Annotated in this window: 15 protein-coding genes; 4 read left to right on the top strand and 11 right to left on the bottom strand. The window is 60.3% G+C overall.

Annotation, left to right across the window (positions count from 1 at the left end):
* Window positions 1-427: 427 nt before the first annotated feature.
* Complete coding sequence (locus VCA57_RS04590; RefSeq protein ID WP_411183781.1) at window positions 428-1741, top strand: NAD(P)/FAD-dependent oxidoreductase; 1314 nt, start codon at window positions 428-430, stop codon at window positions 1739-1741.
* An 86-nt stretch (window positions 1742-1827) separates the two neighbouring features.
* On the opposite strand, the gene VCA57_RS04595 is transcribed toward VCA57_RS04590, so the two are convergent.
* Window positions 1828-2511: a Crp/Fnr family transcriptional regulator gene (locus VCA57_RS04595; protein ID WP_411183782.1), complete on the bottom strand. Its 684-nt coding sequence runs from the start codon at window positions 2509-2511 to the stop codon at window positions 1828-1830.
* 88 nt (window positions 2512-2599) lie between these two features.
* Between VCA57_RS04595 and VCA57_RS04600 the strand changes: the two genes are divergently transcribed.
* Window positions 2600-3124 carry a DUF962 domain-containing protein gene (locus VCA57_RS04600; protein ID WP_411183783.1) on the top strand — a complete coding sequence of 175 codons (525 nt, stop codon included), beginning with the start codon at window positions 2600-2602 and terminating at the stop codon, window positions 3122-3124.
* A 96-nt stretch (window positions 3125-3220) separates the two neighbouring features.
* Here the strand turns inward: VCA57_RS04600 and VCA57_RS04605 are convergent, their stop codons facing one another.
* The 7 genes from VCA57_RS04605 to hemF all read right to left on the bottom strand — a co-directional run bounded on the left by VCA57_RS04605 (window position 3221) and on the right by hemF (window position 9513).
* The gene (locus VCA57_RS04605; protein ID WP_411183784.1) at window positions 3221-3964 is read right to left on the bottom strand and encodes a hypothetical protein; all 744 of its coding nucleotides are present in this window, start codon (window positions 3962-3964) and stop codon (window positions 3221-3223) included.
* A gap of 185 nt (window positions 3965-4149) precedes the next feature.
* The gene (gene modC, locus VCA57_RS04610; RefSeq protein WP_411183785.1) at window positions 4150-5292 is read right to left on the bottom strand and encodes a molybdenum ABC transporter ATP-binding protein; all 1143 of its coding nucleotides are present in this window, start codon (window positions 5290-5292) and stop codon (window positions 4150-4152) included.
* Window positions 5289-5969: a molybdate ABC transporter permease subunit gene (gene modB / locus VCA57_RS04615; RefSeq protein ID WP_411183786.1), complete on the bottom strand. Its 681-nt coding sequence runs from the start codon at window positions 5967-5969 to the stop codon at window positions 5289-5291. Before modB ends, modC begins: the two co-directional genes overlap by 4 nt.
* A 17-nt stretch (window positions 5970-5986) precedes the next feature.
* Window positions 5987-6745: a molybdate ABC transporter substrate-binding protein gene (modA, locus tag VCA57_RS04620; protein WP_411183787.1), complete on the bottom strand. Its 759-nt coding sequence runs from the start codon at window positions 6743-6745 to the stop codon at window positions 5987-5989.
* A gap of 202 nt (window positions 6746-6947) precedes the next feature.
* Window positions 6948-7577 (bottom strand): class I SAM-dependent methyltransferase, encoded by a 630-nt coding sequence (locus VCA57_RS04625; protein ID WP_411183788.1) that lies wholly within the window; start codon window positions 7575-7577, stop codon window positions 6948-6950.
* Window positions 7578-7581: 4 nt separating this feature from the next.
* Window positions 7582-8406: a shikimate dehydrogenase gene (aroE, locus tag VCA57_RS04630; RefSeq protein WP_411183789.1), complete on the bottom strand. Its 825-nt coding sequence runs from the start codon at window positions 8404-8406 to the stop codon at window positions 7582-7584.
* Window positions 8407-8595: 189 nt separating this feature from the next.
* A complete protein-coding gene (gene hemF / locus VCA57_RS04635) occupies window positions 8596-9513 on the bottom strand; it encodes an oxygen-dependent coproporphyrinogen oxidase (RefSeq protein WP_411183790.1) in 918 nt (305 codons plus the stop codon).
* Window positions 9514-9699: 186 nt separating this feature from the next.
* On the opposite strand from hemF, the gene VCA57_RS04640 reads away from it, so the two are divergent.
* The gene (locus VCA57_RS04640; RefSeq protein ID WP_411183791.1) at window positions 9700-10677 is read left to right on the top strand and encodes an NADPH:quinone reductase; all 978 of its coding nucleotides are present in this window, start codon (window positions 9700-9702) and stop codon (window positions 10675-10677) included.
* 182 nt (window positions 10678-10859) lie between these two features.
* On the opposite strand, the gene VCA57_RS04645 is transcribed toward VCA57_RS04640, so the two are convergent.
* From VCA57_RS04645 to VCA57_RS04655, 3 genes are all read right to left on the bottom strand, one after another.
* Window positions 10860-11417, bottom strand: coding sequence for an L-threonylcarbamoyladenylate synthase (locus VCA57_RS04645; protein WP_411183792.1), 558 nt, complete (start codon window positions 11415-11417; stop codon window positions 10860-10862).
* A gap of 54 nt (window positions 11418-11471) precedes the next feature.
* Window positions 11472-12575 (bottom strand): DNA-processing protein DprA, encoded by a 1104-nt coding sequence (dprA, locus tag VCA57_RS04650; protein ID WP_411183793.1) that lies wholly within the window; start codon window positions 12573-12575, stop codon window positions 11472-11474.
* A 96-nt stretch (window positions 12576-12671) separates the two neighbouring features.
* Window positions 12672-13697, bottom strand: coding sequence for a LysM peptidoglycan-binding domain-containing protein (locus tag VCA57_RS04655; RefSeq protein ID WP_411183794.1), 1026 nt, complete (start codon window positions 13695-13697; stop codon window positions 12672-12674).
* Window positions 13698-13849: 152 nt separating this feature from the next.
* On the opposite strand from VCA57_RS04655, the gene def reads away from it, so the two are divergent.
* Window positions 13850-14356, top strand: a complete 507-nt coding sequence (def, locus tag VCA57_RS04660) for a peptide deformylase (RefSeq protein WP_397491924.1) — start codon at window positions 13850-13852, stop codon at window positions 14354-14356.
* The last annotated feature ends 52 nt before the right edge of the window (window positions 14357-14408 follow it).

The raw sequence follows: 14408 nt of genomic DNA on the forward strand, positions 1-14408 counted from the left end.
ACTAAGGCATTAATTTATTAACCAGACGTGTCACGCACGCAGCGAAACAAGCTCGGTTTGCAAACCTCACAGCCCTCTTATTGAACCTACGAACGTTCTACATGCCTGCGGTTTAGCGTGACGGCACACAATGTTTAGTCACCGCGAACATAAACGTGCCTGAAATATGATTTAACCGGAGCTCTTCAGCGTGCGAGTCTCCTGCCTCATGAGCTACTCACTTCTCTATCCGGCCCTGTTGCTGCGCACAGGCACCCGCTATTCACAGCGCGCCTTCTGGGCGCTCTGGCACTGCCGGCACGCGCGGCCGCCAGACTCTGCCTGAGCCGAACCAGACCATGCCGCCTAACCGGCGCGCCAAAAAGCCTCGGTGCTTAACCAGGCTGCCTTGGGCCAGTGTGCCCAATATCGAACAAGGAACACCGCAATGAATGCCGCCAGCCAAGCCGTGACGCCTGTTGCCGAACGCTGCCCGTCCTATTACAGCGCCACCCTCAATGAAGAAACCCACTACCCGACCTTACAAGGTGAGGTCAGCGTCGATGTGGTGATCATCGGTGGCGGTTTTACCGGCGTAGCGTCCGCCGTGGAGCTGGCCGAACGCGGCTTGAAAGTGGCGATTGTCGAGGCCAACAAGATTGGCTGGGGCGCCACCGGGCGCAACGGTGGCCAGGTCACCGGCAGCCTGTCGGGCGATGCGGCGATGACCAAGCAGATGCGCAACACCCTCGGCGAGGAAGTCGAAGACTTTATCTGGCACCTGCGCTGGCGCGGCCACGAGATCATTAAAAAGCGCGTGGCCAAGTACGACATTCAGTGCGACCTCAAGCACGGCCACCTGCACGCGGCGATGAAGCCGGTGCACATGCACGAACTGGAAGCCACCTACGCTGAAGCTGTGCGCCGCGGCATGGCCGACGATGTCACCCTGCTTGACCGCGCCGGCGTGCGCAGCCACTTGGCCAGCGACCTGTACAACGGCGCGTTGAAGAACACCCGCAATATGCACCTGCACCCACTAAATCTGTGTATCGGTGAAGCCAAAGCCGCCGCCAGCCTGGGCGCGCTGATCTTCGAGCACTCCGAGGTGCTGGAGATTGTTCACGGTGCCAAACCGGCAGTGGTAACTGCTAGCGGCCGGATCAATGCCAAACAGGTGCTGTTGGCCGGCGACGTTTACCACAAGCTAGAGCCGAAAAAGCTCAAGGGCATGATCTTCCCGGCCATGGGCGGCATCGTCACCACCGCGCCGCTGGGTGAATTAGCGAAGCAAATCAACCCGCAAGACCTGGCCGTGTACGACTGCCGCTTTGTCCTCGATTACTACCGCATGACCGCTGACGGTCGCCTGCTGTTTGGCGGCGGCTGCAATTACTCGGGTCGCGACTCTCGCGATATCGCCGCCGAGCTGCGCCCCGGTATCGAACAGACCTTTCCGCAGCTCAAGGGCGTCGATATCGACTTCCAGTGGAGCTGTGCCATGGGCATCGTGATAAACCGTATCCCGCAGTTGGGCAAGCTCTCGGACAACGTCTGGTACTGCCAGGGCTACTCCGGCCATGGCATCGCCACCACCCACATCATGGGTGAGATCATGGCCAACGCCTTGACCGGCACCATGGGCCATTACGACACCTTCGCCGCCTGCAAGCACATCAAGGTGCCGCTGGGTGATGTGTTCGGCAACCCGATGCTGGCCGCCGGTATGTGGTACTACCAGATGCTGGAAAAGCTGCGTTAAACCATCATTTTTCGCGGCTAAAGCCCCCCACGGATCCTCAGCGTTCCTGTGGGAGGGGCTTTAGCCGCGAAACAGCCGGGCACGGATTATTGAGAGGCTTTGCGTAACTGCAGCAGGTCGAGAATCTCAATCTCGCCGTAGGTCAGGCGCAAAATGCCCTGGCCTTCGAGCTCCTTGAGAATCTGGTTGGTGGTTTGCCGGGAGATCGCCAACATCAGCGCCAGCTGTTCCTGCGGCAGATGAATGACCCGACGCGGTTCACCTTCGCCGTAGTTCTCGGCAATCAACAGGAGCCGCCGAGCTAAGCGCGGGGCGGCGGGCAGCAGGCTCATTTCTTCCAGGGCGTTAAACGCCAGGCGCAGCTTCTGGCTCATCAGCAGGGCGAAGTCGCGCCAGTGCTGTGGTTGTTGTTCGAGCAGCGCCAGCAAGCGCGCTTGCGGCACCAGCAGCAGCGTCGTAGGCCCTTCGGCAAAGGCATCGTGGGTACGCGGCTGGCCGTCGAACAGGGAGATTTCGCCAAACCAATAGGGCGGTTCAACCAGGGTCAGCAGCGCTTCCTTGCCGGCCGCATTGACCGCACCAATGCGCATGCCACCCTCAACCACGGCATATAGGCCGCAGGGTTTATCACCACGGCGAAACAGCACCTGGCCCGCAGTTAGCTGCTGCACCTGGGCACTCGCCAATAGCGCCGCCTGCAGCTCAGCAGGCAGGGCGTTAAACCAGTTGCCCTCGCGTAAACGCGCCTGATAACAACTGGCATCACTCATGGGTCGCTCCTGGTTTGTCGGCTAGCTGACAGTGCCGCGCGCGTAACCGGGTTCATGCTGAGCACCTGTCTGCGTGAGGAAAACAATAATGAAAACCCTGGTCGACCATCTGGCTCAATACGCGGCGTATCACCGCGACCAACGCAATATTCTCAGCCACTTTATCGGTATTCCACTGATCGTTCTGGCCGTTGCGGTGCTGCTCTCGCGCCCCGGCGTTGAGGTTCTCGGTCTATGGCTTTCGCCAGCCCTGCTGGTGGCGTTGGCAGCCGGGGCATTCTACCTGCGCCTAGACCGGCGTTTCGGCCTGCTTATGGCACTGCTGCTGGCACTCAGTTTGTGGGCCGCTGCTGGGCTAGCCGTGCAATCAACAGCAGTCTGGCTAAGCAGTGGCCTCGGCCTGTTCGTGATCGGCTGGATCATCCAGTTTGTCGGCCATTACTACGAAGGGCGCAAACCGGCGTTTGTCGACGACATCATGGGGCTGCTGGTTGGCCCGCTGTTTGTCGCCGCCGAAGCAGCCTTCCTGCTGGGCCTGCGTAAAGAAGTGGAACAGGCCATCGTCGAGCGCGCCGGGCCAACCTGTATTCGCGAGAAAAAGGCCACCGCCTAAGGTGGCCAAGCCTTGGTAGCCCGGATGTAATCCGGGGCGGTTTGCAGCACAGCCAAACCTCGCAGCCGGTATATGCGCAGCAGATCGTAAGCAGACTTAGTACATCGCCATCCATTGATTGGTAAATGCGCGCGTTTGGCGATACACGGTGAGCGGCGCAAAGGGTCGGCCTGAGGCACTTTGCAAGGCGCTGCTCTGGCTGTTGAGGTCGACCAGCGCGGCCTTGAGGTAGTCCCAGCGGGTTTTCAGCTTGCCAATCTGCGGGTTGGTTTTACCGTCCAGCGCGGCCAGGTGCTGATCAACCGAGGGCACAATCTTGCGTTCGTCCTGGCCGAGGTAGTTATCGGGCTGCTCGCGGGCGATTTCAAAATTGCCGAAGTAGGCACGGCTGAGGTACTGCACCGCGAGGTATTCGAGCTTGGCGGCCAACTCGCTGTCACCTGGGCTGGCGAGTGGGCGAGTATGTTCCAGCACACCGAGCAGCGCTTTGCTGAGCTCTTCGGGGTAGCGCCAGGGCATGTCATCCTCATTCGGGCCAAAGCCCACGCCACGGCGAATCTGCACCACCAGTTCCTGATGGGCACTACGCAGGCCATCGCTGCTTTGCGGCAAACTCTGCACGGCGGCGGCCAGCGCCTGCAGATCGGCCTCTAGGGCTTCCTGATGTTTCTTTTGGAAACCTTCGCCACGTAACAGCATCAGGCTGCTGGTGACCCGACTGGCCTGCACCTGAACCTGTTCCTGAGAGCTGACAGCCTGGGCCGAGGTTAACGGCGCCAAGCCGAGCAACAGGCCAACAACCACAAGCAATAGCGGACGAGATAGCGCTGTAGAACGCATACGAGGGTGTGCTCCTTATTATTTTTGTGAGCAATGCTGAACCGAGTCAGCTTAGACAAACGCGCGCCACAGGGTACTGCAGCGAATACGGGATAAAAGCAGCCGAAAGAGTGATTCCGTCAGAAAGATAGCGCGATTATGCAGAACTTGGCAGGCATCCGTGTCGACAGCCAAAAGCCGCTGAGTCAGGCAATGCTCAGCAGCGACACCGACTTGACCTGCGCCCACAGTGACTGGTCGCGCTGAATGTTCAGGCGGTCGAAGGAATAACGCGTGATGCGCGCAATCAGTTGCTCACCAGCCACTTGGATGCGCACCAATACGTGGGCTTGTTCAGCCACCTCGATCCAGTCGATTACCCGGGCCGGCAACAGGTTGAGCACGCTGCTGTCCTCGGCCCGCTGCAGGCTCAGGCTGACATCCCGCGCCTTGATCTTAATCCGCACCGACTGGCCCAGCGGCAACGGTCCGTGCGGCAACTGCAGGCTGATGGCACTGCCAGGCAGCTGCACCGCAAGCAGCCCGTAAGCGTGGTCATGGGCCAAGACCTGTGCATCGATAACGGCCTCGGCATCATCCTCGAAAACAAAAGGCAGGTCGGCGCGCAGCAAGGTTTCCTTGAGCGGGCCGCTGGCGCTGACCTTGCCGTCCTCCAGCAGCACCAGATGATCGGCCAAACGCGCCACTTCGTCCGGGGAATGGCTGACGTAGACAATTGGAATTTCCAGCTCAGCATGCAGCCTCTCTAGGTAGGGCAGCACTTCCTTCTTACGCTTGAGGTCGAGCGAGGCCAACGGCTCATCCAGCAGCAGCAAACGCGGGCTGGTCAGCAGCGCCCGGGCGATGCCGACCCGCTGTTGCTCACCACCGGACAGTTTGCCCGGCAAACGCTGCAGCAAATGGCCAATACCCAGCAGCTCCACCGCCTGCTCCAGGGCAATCCGTCGCTGCGCGGTGGGAATGCGTTTCAGGCCAAACTGCAAGTTGCCCAGCACTGACAGGTGGGCAAACAGGTTGGCATCCTGAAACACGTACCCCACGGCACGCTTATGCGCCGGCACGAAGATGCCCTGGGCGCTGTCCTGCCACAACTCGCCATTAACCTGCAGGTAGCCCTCAGCGGGCTGATCCAAGCCAGCGAAACAACGCAAGCAACTGGTCTTACCCGAGCCGGAGTGACCAAACAGGGCGCTGACCCCGCGACCAGGCAGATGCACGTCGACATCCAGGGTGAAGCCAGCATGCTCAACCTTGAACCGCGCCTGAATTTCCCCCAGCCCCGCGACTGTACGAATAACCGAGTTACCAGGCGAAAACGGCCAGATCATTGCCACACCCGCTGGCGACTACGCCCGGAGTAGAGAGCCAGCAGCACGATAAAGGAAAACAGCAACATACCGCCTGCCAGCCAATGGGCCTGCGCGTACTCCATGCTTTCTACATGGTTGTAGATCTGTACGGAGGCCACCTGCGTCTTGCCGGGGATATTGCCGCCGATCATCAGCACCACGCCGAACTCGCCCACGGTATGGGCAAAGCCAAGAATCGCGGCAGTGACAAAACCTGGTTTGGCCAACGGCAGTACCACACTGAAAAACCCATCCCACGGCCCGGCGCGCAGGGTTGCGGCGGCCTCCAGCGGTGCCCGGCCAATCGCCTCAAAGGCGTTCTGCAACGGTTGCACAACAAAGGGCAGAGAATAGAACACCGAACCGATCACCAGCCCGGCGAAGCTAAAGGTCAGAGCGCCCAGGCCGAGGCTTTGGGTCAGTTGGCCAATAACGCCATGCGGACCCATGCTGAGCAGCAGGTAGAAACCGATCACCGTTGGCGGCAGCACCAGCGGCAGGGCGACGATGGCACCAATCGGCTGCTGCCAGCGCGAGCCGGTGCGCGCCAACCACCAGGCAATCGGCGTACCGATCAGTAGCAGCAATACCGTGCTCAGCGCGGCCAGCTCAAGCGTCAGCAGTACCGCCGCGAAATCAGCATTAGTCAGTGGCATCGCAACTACTTACCTGTTCAGAGCTGGTAACCATAGGACCTGATGATCTCAGCGGCCTTGGCACCTTTGAGGTAGTCAACCAAGGCTTGGCTGGCCGGGTTCTGCTCGCCTTGCTTGAGGATTAGCGCATCCTGCTTGATCGGCGTATGCATCTGCGCCGGTACCCTCCACGCCGAACCGCTGCTGAGCTGGCCATCCTTGTACACCTGCGACAGCGCGACAAAGCCCAGCTCAGCGTTACCAGTCGCCACGAACTGATACGCCTGGGTGATGTTCTGCCCCTCAACCAGCTTGTCCTGCACCGCCGTGCTCAGGCCCAGTTTCGCCAACACTTCGCTGGCAGCCAGGCCGTACGGCGCAGCCTTCGGATTGGCCAGCGCTAGGTGCTGGTACTGATTGGCCTTGAGCACCGCATCGCTGCCATCGAGGTAACCCGGTTTGGCCGACCACAGCACCAGGCTGCCAAGCGCATAAGTAAAGCGCGAACCACGAACGCCAAGACCTTCGCTCTCCAGCTTGGCCGGCGTGCTCGCATCGGCACTCAGGAATACCTCAAACGGTGCACCATTGCGGATCTGCGCATACAACTGACCAGTGGCACCGAAGGCGGCGAGCACGGTGTGGCCGGTATCCTTCTCAAACTCGACGGCAATCGCTTGCATAGGCGCAGTGAAGTTAGCGGCAACCGCGACCTGCACCTGATCAGCCATGGCGTTACTACTGCATGCCACGGCGGCAAATAGCGTGAGCAGTGCTTGGGAAAGACCGAACTTCATCAAAAACTCCTGATTGTCTGTGGCGCTGGCGCAAGTAGAGCAGCCATCGTTATATACAGCAAGATATAACGATAATGCGATACGCCCCGCTACGACTCAAACACAAGCAAGGTCGGCAATTGCACGAAGCAGCGAGGCTTTTAACGTCTGGCTTTAAGCCGGGCCACAACAGGCTACCGCCATGGTTTGTGCAGCGCCGGCATCACTCATCCCGCCGCCAAACACTGGCTAACCAGGGCTGCTGAGCGCGGGGCAAACCGGCTGGACGGTAGTAATGCTGCAGCTCACTAAAGCCGGCAGCGCGGAGCAGAGCGCGCCAGTTGTCGAGGTCGTAGTACGCCGCGTAGCGATCCCCATTCCAGCCTTCCTGGTTATCGCCCCGTGGGTTGGAGCTAAACAGCACACCGCCCGGCTTCAGCGTGGCATGCAGTTGCGCCAGCACCCGGGGCAACTCCTGACTCGGGATATGAAACAGCACGGCATTGGCGAACACCCCGTCGAAGCGCTCAGGCGGCAGATCGAGGGCTAGAAAGTCCTGTTGCCAGGCTTCACAGCCGCTGTCCGCGCGGGCCATTTCGACAAAGCGCGAGCAACCGTCCAAACCAACAGCGCTATGACCCATGGCGCTAAACGTGCGCAGATCGCGTCCCGGCCCGCAGCCGAAATCGAGAATCTGGTAGGGCGCAGAGGCTTGAATAGCAGCGAGCAGGGCAACGATGTTTTGGCTGACGTCATGATCGCGAGTGCCGGCGCGGAAGTCTTCGGCACAGTCCTGATAATGGCTCACGGTCAGCGCGCTAATTTGCGCCAACTGATCCGCACTCAGGCGCATGCGCTTAACCCTCGGCTAACAAGCGACGCAACTCGGCCAACACCGGACCGCTGGCTGGACGCACATCGCGCCACAGAGCAAAAGCTTCAGCCGCCTGCTCAACCAGCATGCCCAGGCCATCCAGGGCGCGGGCCGCACCCTGTTCGACCGCCCAACGGTTGAAGGCCGTCAGATCTTTGCCGTACATCATGTCGTAGCACTGGGTATGCCCTGGGTGAATCAGGCTCGGGGCAAGCGGCGGGACATCACCAGCCATGCTGGCCGACGTGCCGTTGATAATCAGGTCCACCGGCGCGTCGATCCAGTCATAGCCGCTGGCGACCACTGGGCCTAAGTCAGCGAATTCGCGGGCCAGTTGCTCGGCTTTTTCTACCGTACGGTTGGCGATCACCAGCGCCGCCGGGTGCTCGGCCAGCAGCGGCTCAAGCACCCCGCGCACCGCACCGCCAGCCCCAAGCAGAAGGATGCGCTGGCCCTTGAGCGTGACCCCGGCATTGACGGTCAGATCACGCACCAGGCCGGCACCGTCGGTGTTGTCACCGAGCAAGCGGCCATCGGCGAGTTTCTTCAGGGTATTCACCGCACCAGCACGGCGAGCACGGGCACTGAGCTGATCAGCCAGAGCGAATGCCTGCTCTTTGAACGGCACGGTGACATTAGCGCCCAGCCCCGTCGCAAAAAAACTGCGGGCACAGCCCGGGAAGTCCTCAAGCGGAGCGAGCAAGGCCTCATAACTCAGATACTCGCCCGTTTGCTCAGCAAACAGGCGATGGATCAGCGGCGACTTGCTGTGGCCGATGGGGTTGCCGAATACACCGTAGCGGTCCATGGAGAGTCCTTATGTAGCAACAGAGCGCGCTCGTAGGTTGGGTTAGCGGCGCACTCGCTCATCAGAAAAATACAACGGTATAAGCCGCCGCGTAACCCAACAAGGCGTCAGCAGGTACTACGCAATGATGGGTTACGCCGCCTACACACCGCGTTCAACTTCGAGCACGGCGCGGACGGCTAACCCATCCTACGGTGCTGCCGGCAGCCAATCGCGGTCAGTCAGGAAGTACTCGGTCAAGCGCTCTTCCTCGCTACCGGGCTCGGGCTTCCAGTCGTAGCCCCAGCGCACATGCGGCGGCAGCGACATAAGGATCGACTCGGTGCGGCCGCCAGACTGCAGACCAAACAGCGTGCCACGGTCGAACACCAGGTTGAACTCGACGTAGCGACCACGGCGGAAGGCCTGGAATTCACGCTCGCGCTCGCCATACGGGGTCAGCTTGCGGCGCTGCACGATGGGCAGATAGGCCTCGATATAGGCATCGCCGATGGCACGCATAAAGGCAAAGCTGGTGTCGAAGTCCCACTGGTTCAGGTCATCGAAGAACAGCCCGCCAATGCCACGCGGCTCACCCCGGTGTTTGAGGTGGAAGTAGCGGTCACACCAAGCCTTGAACTTTGGATAGACCTCGGCACCGAACGGCGCACAGGCGTCACGGGCGACCTGGTGCCAGTGTCGGCAGTCTTCTTCATTGCCGTAGTAAGGCGTCAGGTCGAAGCCACCACCGAACCACCAAACCGGCTCTTCGCCCTCCTTCTCGGCGCTGAAGAACCGCACGTTGGCGTGCGAGGTCGGCACGTAGGGGTTTTCCGGGTGGATCACCAGCGACACGCCGAGGGCTTCAAAACCGCGCCCGGCCAATTCTGGACGATGGGCACTGGCCGAAGGCGGCAGGCTGTCACCGAACACATGGGAGAAGTTCACCCCGCCCTTTTCGATCAGCGCACCATTCTCCATAACCCGCGTACGACCGCCGCCGCCGGCAGGACGTTGCCAGGCATCTTCGAAGAACTCAGCACCAGCGTCTTCGGCTTGCAGGGCATTACAGATACGGTCTTGTAGATCCAGCAGGTAGGCTTTGACGGCCTCAGTACGGTCACTCACGGCGGCACCTTGAAAGCAGTTAAGGCCACTCAGCAGCACAGGCGCTGAGCAGCAAAATCGGCGGCAAGCATAGCATCTGCCAGTACCACGTCGCAGTTGACGCCAGTCAATGGAGGCGGTTGGATAGCGACACTCTTGCGCCTGCACGTGCATGATCCAGCAATTCAATCGTTGAGGAATCCGATAATGCCCATGCGTATCCAGTTCAACCGCCACGGCGGCCCCGAAGTTCTCGACTACCTCGACTATCAACCAAGCGCGCCTGGCCCGCATGAAGTGCGGGTGCAAAACCAGGCAATTGGCCTGAATTTTATCGACACCTATTTCCGCAGCGGTTTGTATGCGCCGCCAGCCCTACCTTCCGGCTTGGGCACTGAAGGCGCGGGGATTGTCGAGGCAGTGGGTGCTGCGGTGAGCAGCTTTCAGGTTGGCGACCGCGTGGCCTATGCCACCGGGCCGCTGGGCGCGTACAGCGAATTGCATGTGCTACCGGCTGAGAAGCTGGTGAAGCTGCCGGATGCGATCAGCTTCGAGCAGGCCGCCGCGGTGATGCTCAAAGGCCTGACGGTGCAATACCTGCTGCGCCAGACCTTCCCCCTGCAAGGCGGCGAAATCATTCTGTTCCATGCCGCCGCCGGTGGCGTTGGCTCGCTGGCATGCCAATGGGCCAAGGCACTAGGCGTCAAGTTGATCGGCACCGTTAGCTCGGCTGAAAAAGCCGCGCGGGCCAAAGAGCAGGGTGCTTGGGCGACCATCGACTACAGCCATGAGAACGTCGCCGAGCGCGTACTGGAGCTGACTGACGGCAAGAAGTGTCCGGTGGTCTACGACGGCGTCGGCAAGGACACCTGGGAAACATCGCTGGATTGTGTGGCACCGCGCGGCTTGCTGGTCAGCTTCGGCAACGCTTCCGGTGCGGTTAGCGGGGTCAATCTGGGCATTCTCGCGCAGAAGGGTTCGTTGTTCGTCACGCGCCCGACCCTGGCGGGATACGCCGATACACCGGCACACTTGCAAAGCATGGCTGACGAATTGTTCAGCATGATCAGCAGCGGGCAACTGCAGGTTGAGATCAGTAACCGCTATGCACTCAAAGATGCTGCGCTAGCGCAAACAGCCCTGAGCGCGAGGCAAACCACTGGCTCGACCATTCTGCTGCCATAAAAACCCGTAGGGTGGGTTAGGCACGCCAAGCGGTTTCACAGGCACAGTCCAATGCCTGCCGCGCGGTAACCCACCATGGCCATCCGTGGTGCCGGAATGGTGGGTTACGCGGCGCTAACACCGCACAGATTATCGATTTCGTGGCAATGCGCCGCTAACCCACCCTACGTAAGCGGAAACCCTCAGGACGGCCTGACCACATCACCACTGACCAGGTCACGAATCAGGCTGGGGTTTTTGCGCCCACCCAAGGTGCCACCTAGCACGTGGTCCAACTGACCGGGAAAATACTGTTCGATGCGCAAACGGCTGCGTGCCGAAGGCCGGCCTGCCGGATTGGCCGACGTCGAGACCAGCGGGCCGGTCAACCGGCAAAGTGCCCGCACCTGTGGATGATCGCTGACGCGTAGGGCCACGCTGCTGTGCTGCCCACTGATCCACTCCGGTAAGCGGTTTTGATGCGGCACCAGCCAGGTGTTCGGTCCCGGCCAGCTTCCACTCAGGCGCGCCAACCAAATTTCCGGCAAGTCTTCGAGCAGAAAATCAAACTGCTCGATATCGCCAGCCACCAGAATCAGGCCTTTGTGCACGGGGCGGTCCTTCAGCGCCAATAAACGCTCGACCGCTTCGTCATTCCACGGGTCACAGCCCAAGCCCCATACGGCTTCAGTCGGATAGGCAATCACCCCACCATTACGCACCACCAGTGCGGCTTGCTGTATCTGCCAGTTGCTGACCATTTACTGCTCTCCGCTAAACACTTGACGGGCAGTGTATCCAAGCCAAGACCCCGTTCAAGGTGCAAGGCCCACCCAGCGGCCATTTTCACAGGCCACACGACCTTCCAGCTCCAGCTCGGTCAGCGCGGCCAAAACCTCGACCAATGGCCAACCACTGGCCGCTACTAGCGCCTCGCTGCTGTGCGGCGCAGCATGCAACAGCGCCAGCAGTGGATGGCTAACCGGCTCTGCTTTGCGTGTTGCAGCACTGGGCGACTGCACCTGCCAGCCGCGCAAGGCTTGCAGAATGTCCTCAATACTTTCCACCAGCGTCGCCCCTTCGCGGATCAACTGGTGGCAACCACGCGCGCCGGGATGGTGAATTGAGCCCGGGATCGCATACACCTCACGGCCCTGTTCGGCGGCCAGGCGCGCAGTGATCAGCGAGCCGCTAGACGGGCTGGCCTCAACCACCAATACCCCTACAGAAAGGCCACTGATGATGCGGTTGCGCCGCGGAAAATTACCCGCCTGCGGTGGGCAGTCCAGCGGCAACTCGGAGACTAACGCACCACCCTGCTCGACAATCGCCGCTGCCAAGGCTTTGTGTCGCGCCGGGTACAAACACTGCAAGCCAGTACCGAGCACCGCGACCGTCTTACCATTGGCATCCAGCGCGCCCTGATGGGCAGCACCATCAATCCCCAGCGCCAAGCCACTGGTAATCACAAAGCCGCCACCGGCCAGGCTGCGGGCAAAACTCTGTGCGGTATCCAGCCCCGGCCGTGATGCACGCCGACTACCAACCATCGCCAATTGCGGCTGCTCCAGCAGCGTCGAATCACCGGCAATAAACAGTAACGGCGGTGCATCCACCAACTCGGCCAGCAACCCGGGATAAATGCTGGCATCCCACATCAGCAGGTGATGCCTATCCGCCTCTAGCCAGGCCAGGCTCTGCGCCGCTCGCTCGCGCACCTCGGCACTGCGCCGCGCGTCACTGCACGCCTGTGGCAACCCCAAAGAGCGCCAGGCACTGGCCGGGGCACTGAGCGCAGCGGAGGCACTGTCGAAGGCTTGGAGTAATTTGCGAAAGCGTCTAGGCCCAAGCTCTGGCAAGCAGTGCAGGCGCAAACGGGCTTCTAACTCAGACGGGGAAACAGCAGAAGGTTGCGACATGCGGATCATCCTTGATCAGTCGCGCCGCATGGGCGGCAGAGCGGCGGCCGGGGATGGCGCGCCATGAAAAGCCCCGCATTCGCGGGGCTCTCGGTGTTAAGGGTTACGTACTTTATCCATCACTGCCAGGGAGCGAGAAGCCCCCAGGACCAAGCCATAGCTCAGCTTGTCGTAGGTACGGAACACCATTAGCAGGCCAGAGCGCTCATCCGGAATCTTCACCGACTCGCCCGTTACCCGGTCACGTACGGTTTCACCGGTCTTGTAGATCGCCAGCACGTTGCCTTCGCTCAGACCATCACGTGCGCCCTTGTTGATGGTCACCACATCGAACTGACCAATCTGGGTCACGCCGCGGGGTACATCAATGATCACACCATTGATCTCAGCGCTCGGCTCACCCGGCATAAAGGTCGAGTTGATGGCCCGCTCTTCAGTCGGAAACAGACGGTCGCCGAGGCGTACTTCCTGAGTCGAACGGGTGAGGGTCATGGTGGCAATATCACCTTCCTCAGCAACGATTTCACCGGAACCGATGTCATCGGCGTTGATCCCAAGGAACTCCTTGGTGTCAGGGTCGGTATAGGTCTTGCCCTGACGGAAGATGCCGTAGATCGGCGCAGCTTGAACAAAACTGCCACGGGCATACACACGATCACCCGCACCACTGACTACACGCTCCGCGTTGCCAGCAACGATATAAGGGGCAGCCTGGAATTGTTCAGGCGTATCCACGATGCGGTTGCTTAACAAGAAGCTGTTGATCGCCTCCAGCGGAATCGCCGGAATAGCTTCGGCCATCGGCGTGCTACGCACCTGCGGCGACAGCTTGATAGTGCCGCGCGACTCTCCACGGTTGAGCATCAGGCGTGGCTGGCCATCGATATATACCAGGCTGAGCTGGTCGCCCGGATAGATCAGATGAGGGTTTTCCACCTGTGGATTGGCGTGCCAGATCTCAGGCCACTTCCACGGCTGGCTAAGAAACTTTCCGGAAATATCCCAGAGGGTGTCACCCTTAACGACGGTGTAACGGTCTGGGTGACCGTCCTTGAGTTGCACTTCGGCCTGGGCCAAGCCGCTTGCGGCAAGCAGCAGCAGGGCGAGTAGTGATTTCCTCATGCGGTGAATCCCTTTATTATGTGCCTTCACGTAGAGCGCCCTAGCGCCGCGACGAAACCCAGTCGTACTGCGGCGTGAAGCCGTTTTTCAATGCTGCTCATCATCTTAGCAGCGGATTTTGACTTTATTCCACAAGTGCATCACAAACGCATATGGCGATCCTGAATATCCTCGAATTTCCCGATCCGCGCCTGCGTACCATCGCTAAACCGGTGGACGTAGTCGACGACGCCTTGCGTCAACTGATCGATGACATGTTTGAAACCATGTACGACGCACCCGGCATTGGCCTCGCGGCGACGCAAGTCAACGTGCACAAGCGCCTGGTGGTGATGGACCTATCCGAGGACAAGTCCGAACCACGGGTATTTATCAACCCCGAGTTTGAACCGCTGACCGAGGAAGTGGATCAGTACCAGGAAGGCTGCTTGTCGGTGCCGGGCTTCTACGAAAACGTCGACCGCCCGCAGAAGGTCAAGATCAAGGCCTTGGACCGCGATGGCCAACCCTATGAACTGATCGCCGAAGGCCTGCTGGCCGTGTGTATTCAGCACGAGTGCGACCACCTCAACGGCAAGCTGTTTGTCGATTACCTGTCTAATCTCAAACGCGACCGCATCAAGAAGAAGCTGGAAAAGCAACATCGCCAGCAGGCTTGAGCCACATCTATAAAGGCTTGCTGCGGCAAGCCTTTTTCTTTCTAGCAGTGAG

This window comes from Pseudomonas sp. (assembly GCF_046581935.1).
Lineage (GTDB): Bacteria > Pseudomonadota > Gammaproteobacteria > Pseudomonadales > Pseudomonadaceae > Aquipseudomonas.

Coding starts and splice junctions, on each gene's coding strand:
- dprA (WP_411183793.1), bottom strand. CDS start 12,575: ATGTCGCAACCTTCTGCTGTTTCCCCGTCTGAGTTAGAAGCCCGTTTG.
- aroE (WP_411183789.1), bottom strand. CDS start 8,406: ATGGACCGCTACGGTGTATTCGGCAACCCCATCGGCCACAGCAAGTCG.
- modB (WP_411183786.1), bottom strand. CDS start 5,969: ATGCCACTGACTAATGCTGATTTCGCGGCGGTACTGCTGACGCTTGAG.
- VCA57_RS04590 (WP_411183781.1), top strand. CDS start 428: ATGAATGCCGCCAGCCAAGCCGTGACGCCTGTTGCCGAACGCTGCCCG.
- VCA57_RS04625 (WP_411183788.1), bottom strand. CDS start 7,577: ATGCGCCTGAGTGCGGATCAGTTGGCGCAAATTAGCGCGCTGACCGTG.
- def (WP_397491924.1), top strand. CDS start 13,850: ATGGCGATCCTGAATATCCTCGAATTTCCCGATCCGCGCCTGCGTACC.
- VCA57_RS04645 (WP_411183792.1), bottom strand. CDS start 11,417: ATGGTCAGCAACTGGCAGATACAGCAAGCCGCACTGGTGGTGCGTAAT.
- VCA57_RS04600 (WP_411183783.1), top strand. CDS start 2,600: ATGAAAACCCTGGTCGACCATCTGGCTCAATACGCGGCGTATCACCGC.
- modC (WP_411183785.1), bottom strand. CDS start 5,292: ATGATCTGGCCGTTTTCGCCTGGTAACTCGGTTATTCGTACAGTCGCG.
- VCA57_RS04595 (WP_411183782.1), bottom strand. CDS start 2,511: ATGAGTGATGCCAGTTGTTATCAGGCGCGTTTACGCGAGGGCAACTGG.
- VCA57_RS04640 (WP_411183791.1), top strand. CDS start 9,700: ATGCCCATGCGTATCCAGTTCAACCGCCACGGCGGCCCCGAAGTTCTC.
- modA (WP_411183787.1), bottom strand. CDS start 6,745: ATGAAGTTCGGTCTTTCCCAAGCACTGCTCACGCTATTTGCCGCCGTG.
- VCA57_RS04655 (WP_411183794.1), bottom strand. CDS start 13,697: ATGAGGAAATCACTACTCGCCCTGCTGCTGCTTGCCGCAAGCGGCTTG.
- VCA57_RS04605 (WP_411183784.1), bottom strand. CDS start 3,964: ATGCGTTCTACAGCGCTATCTCGTCCGCTATTGCTTGTGGTTGTTGGC.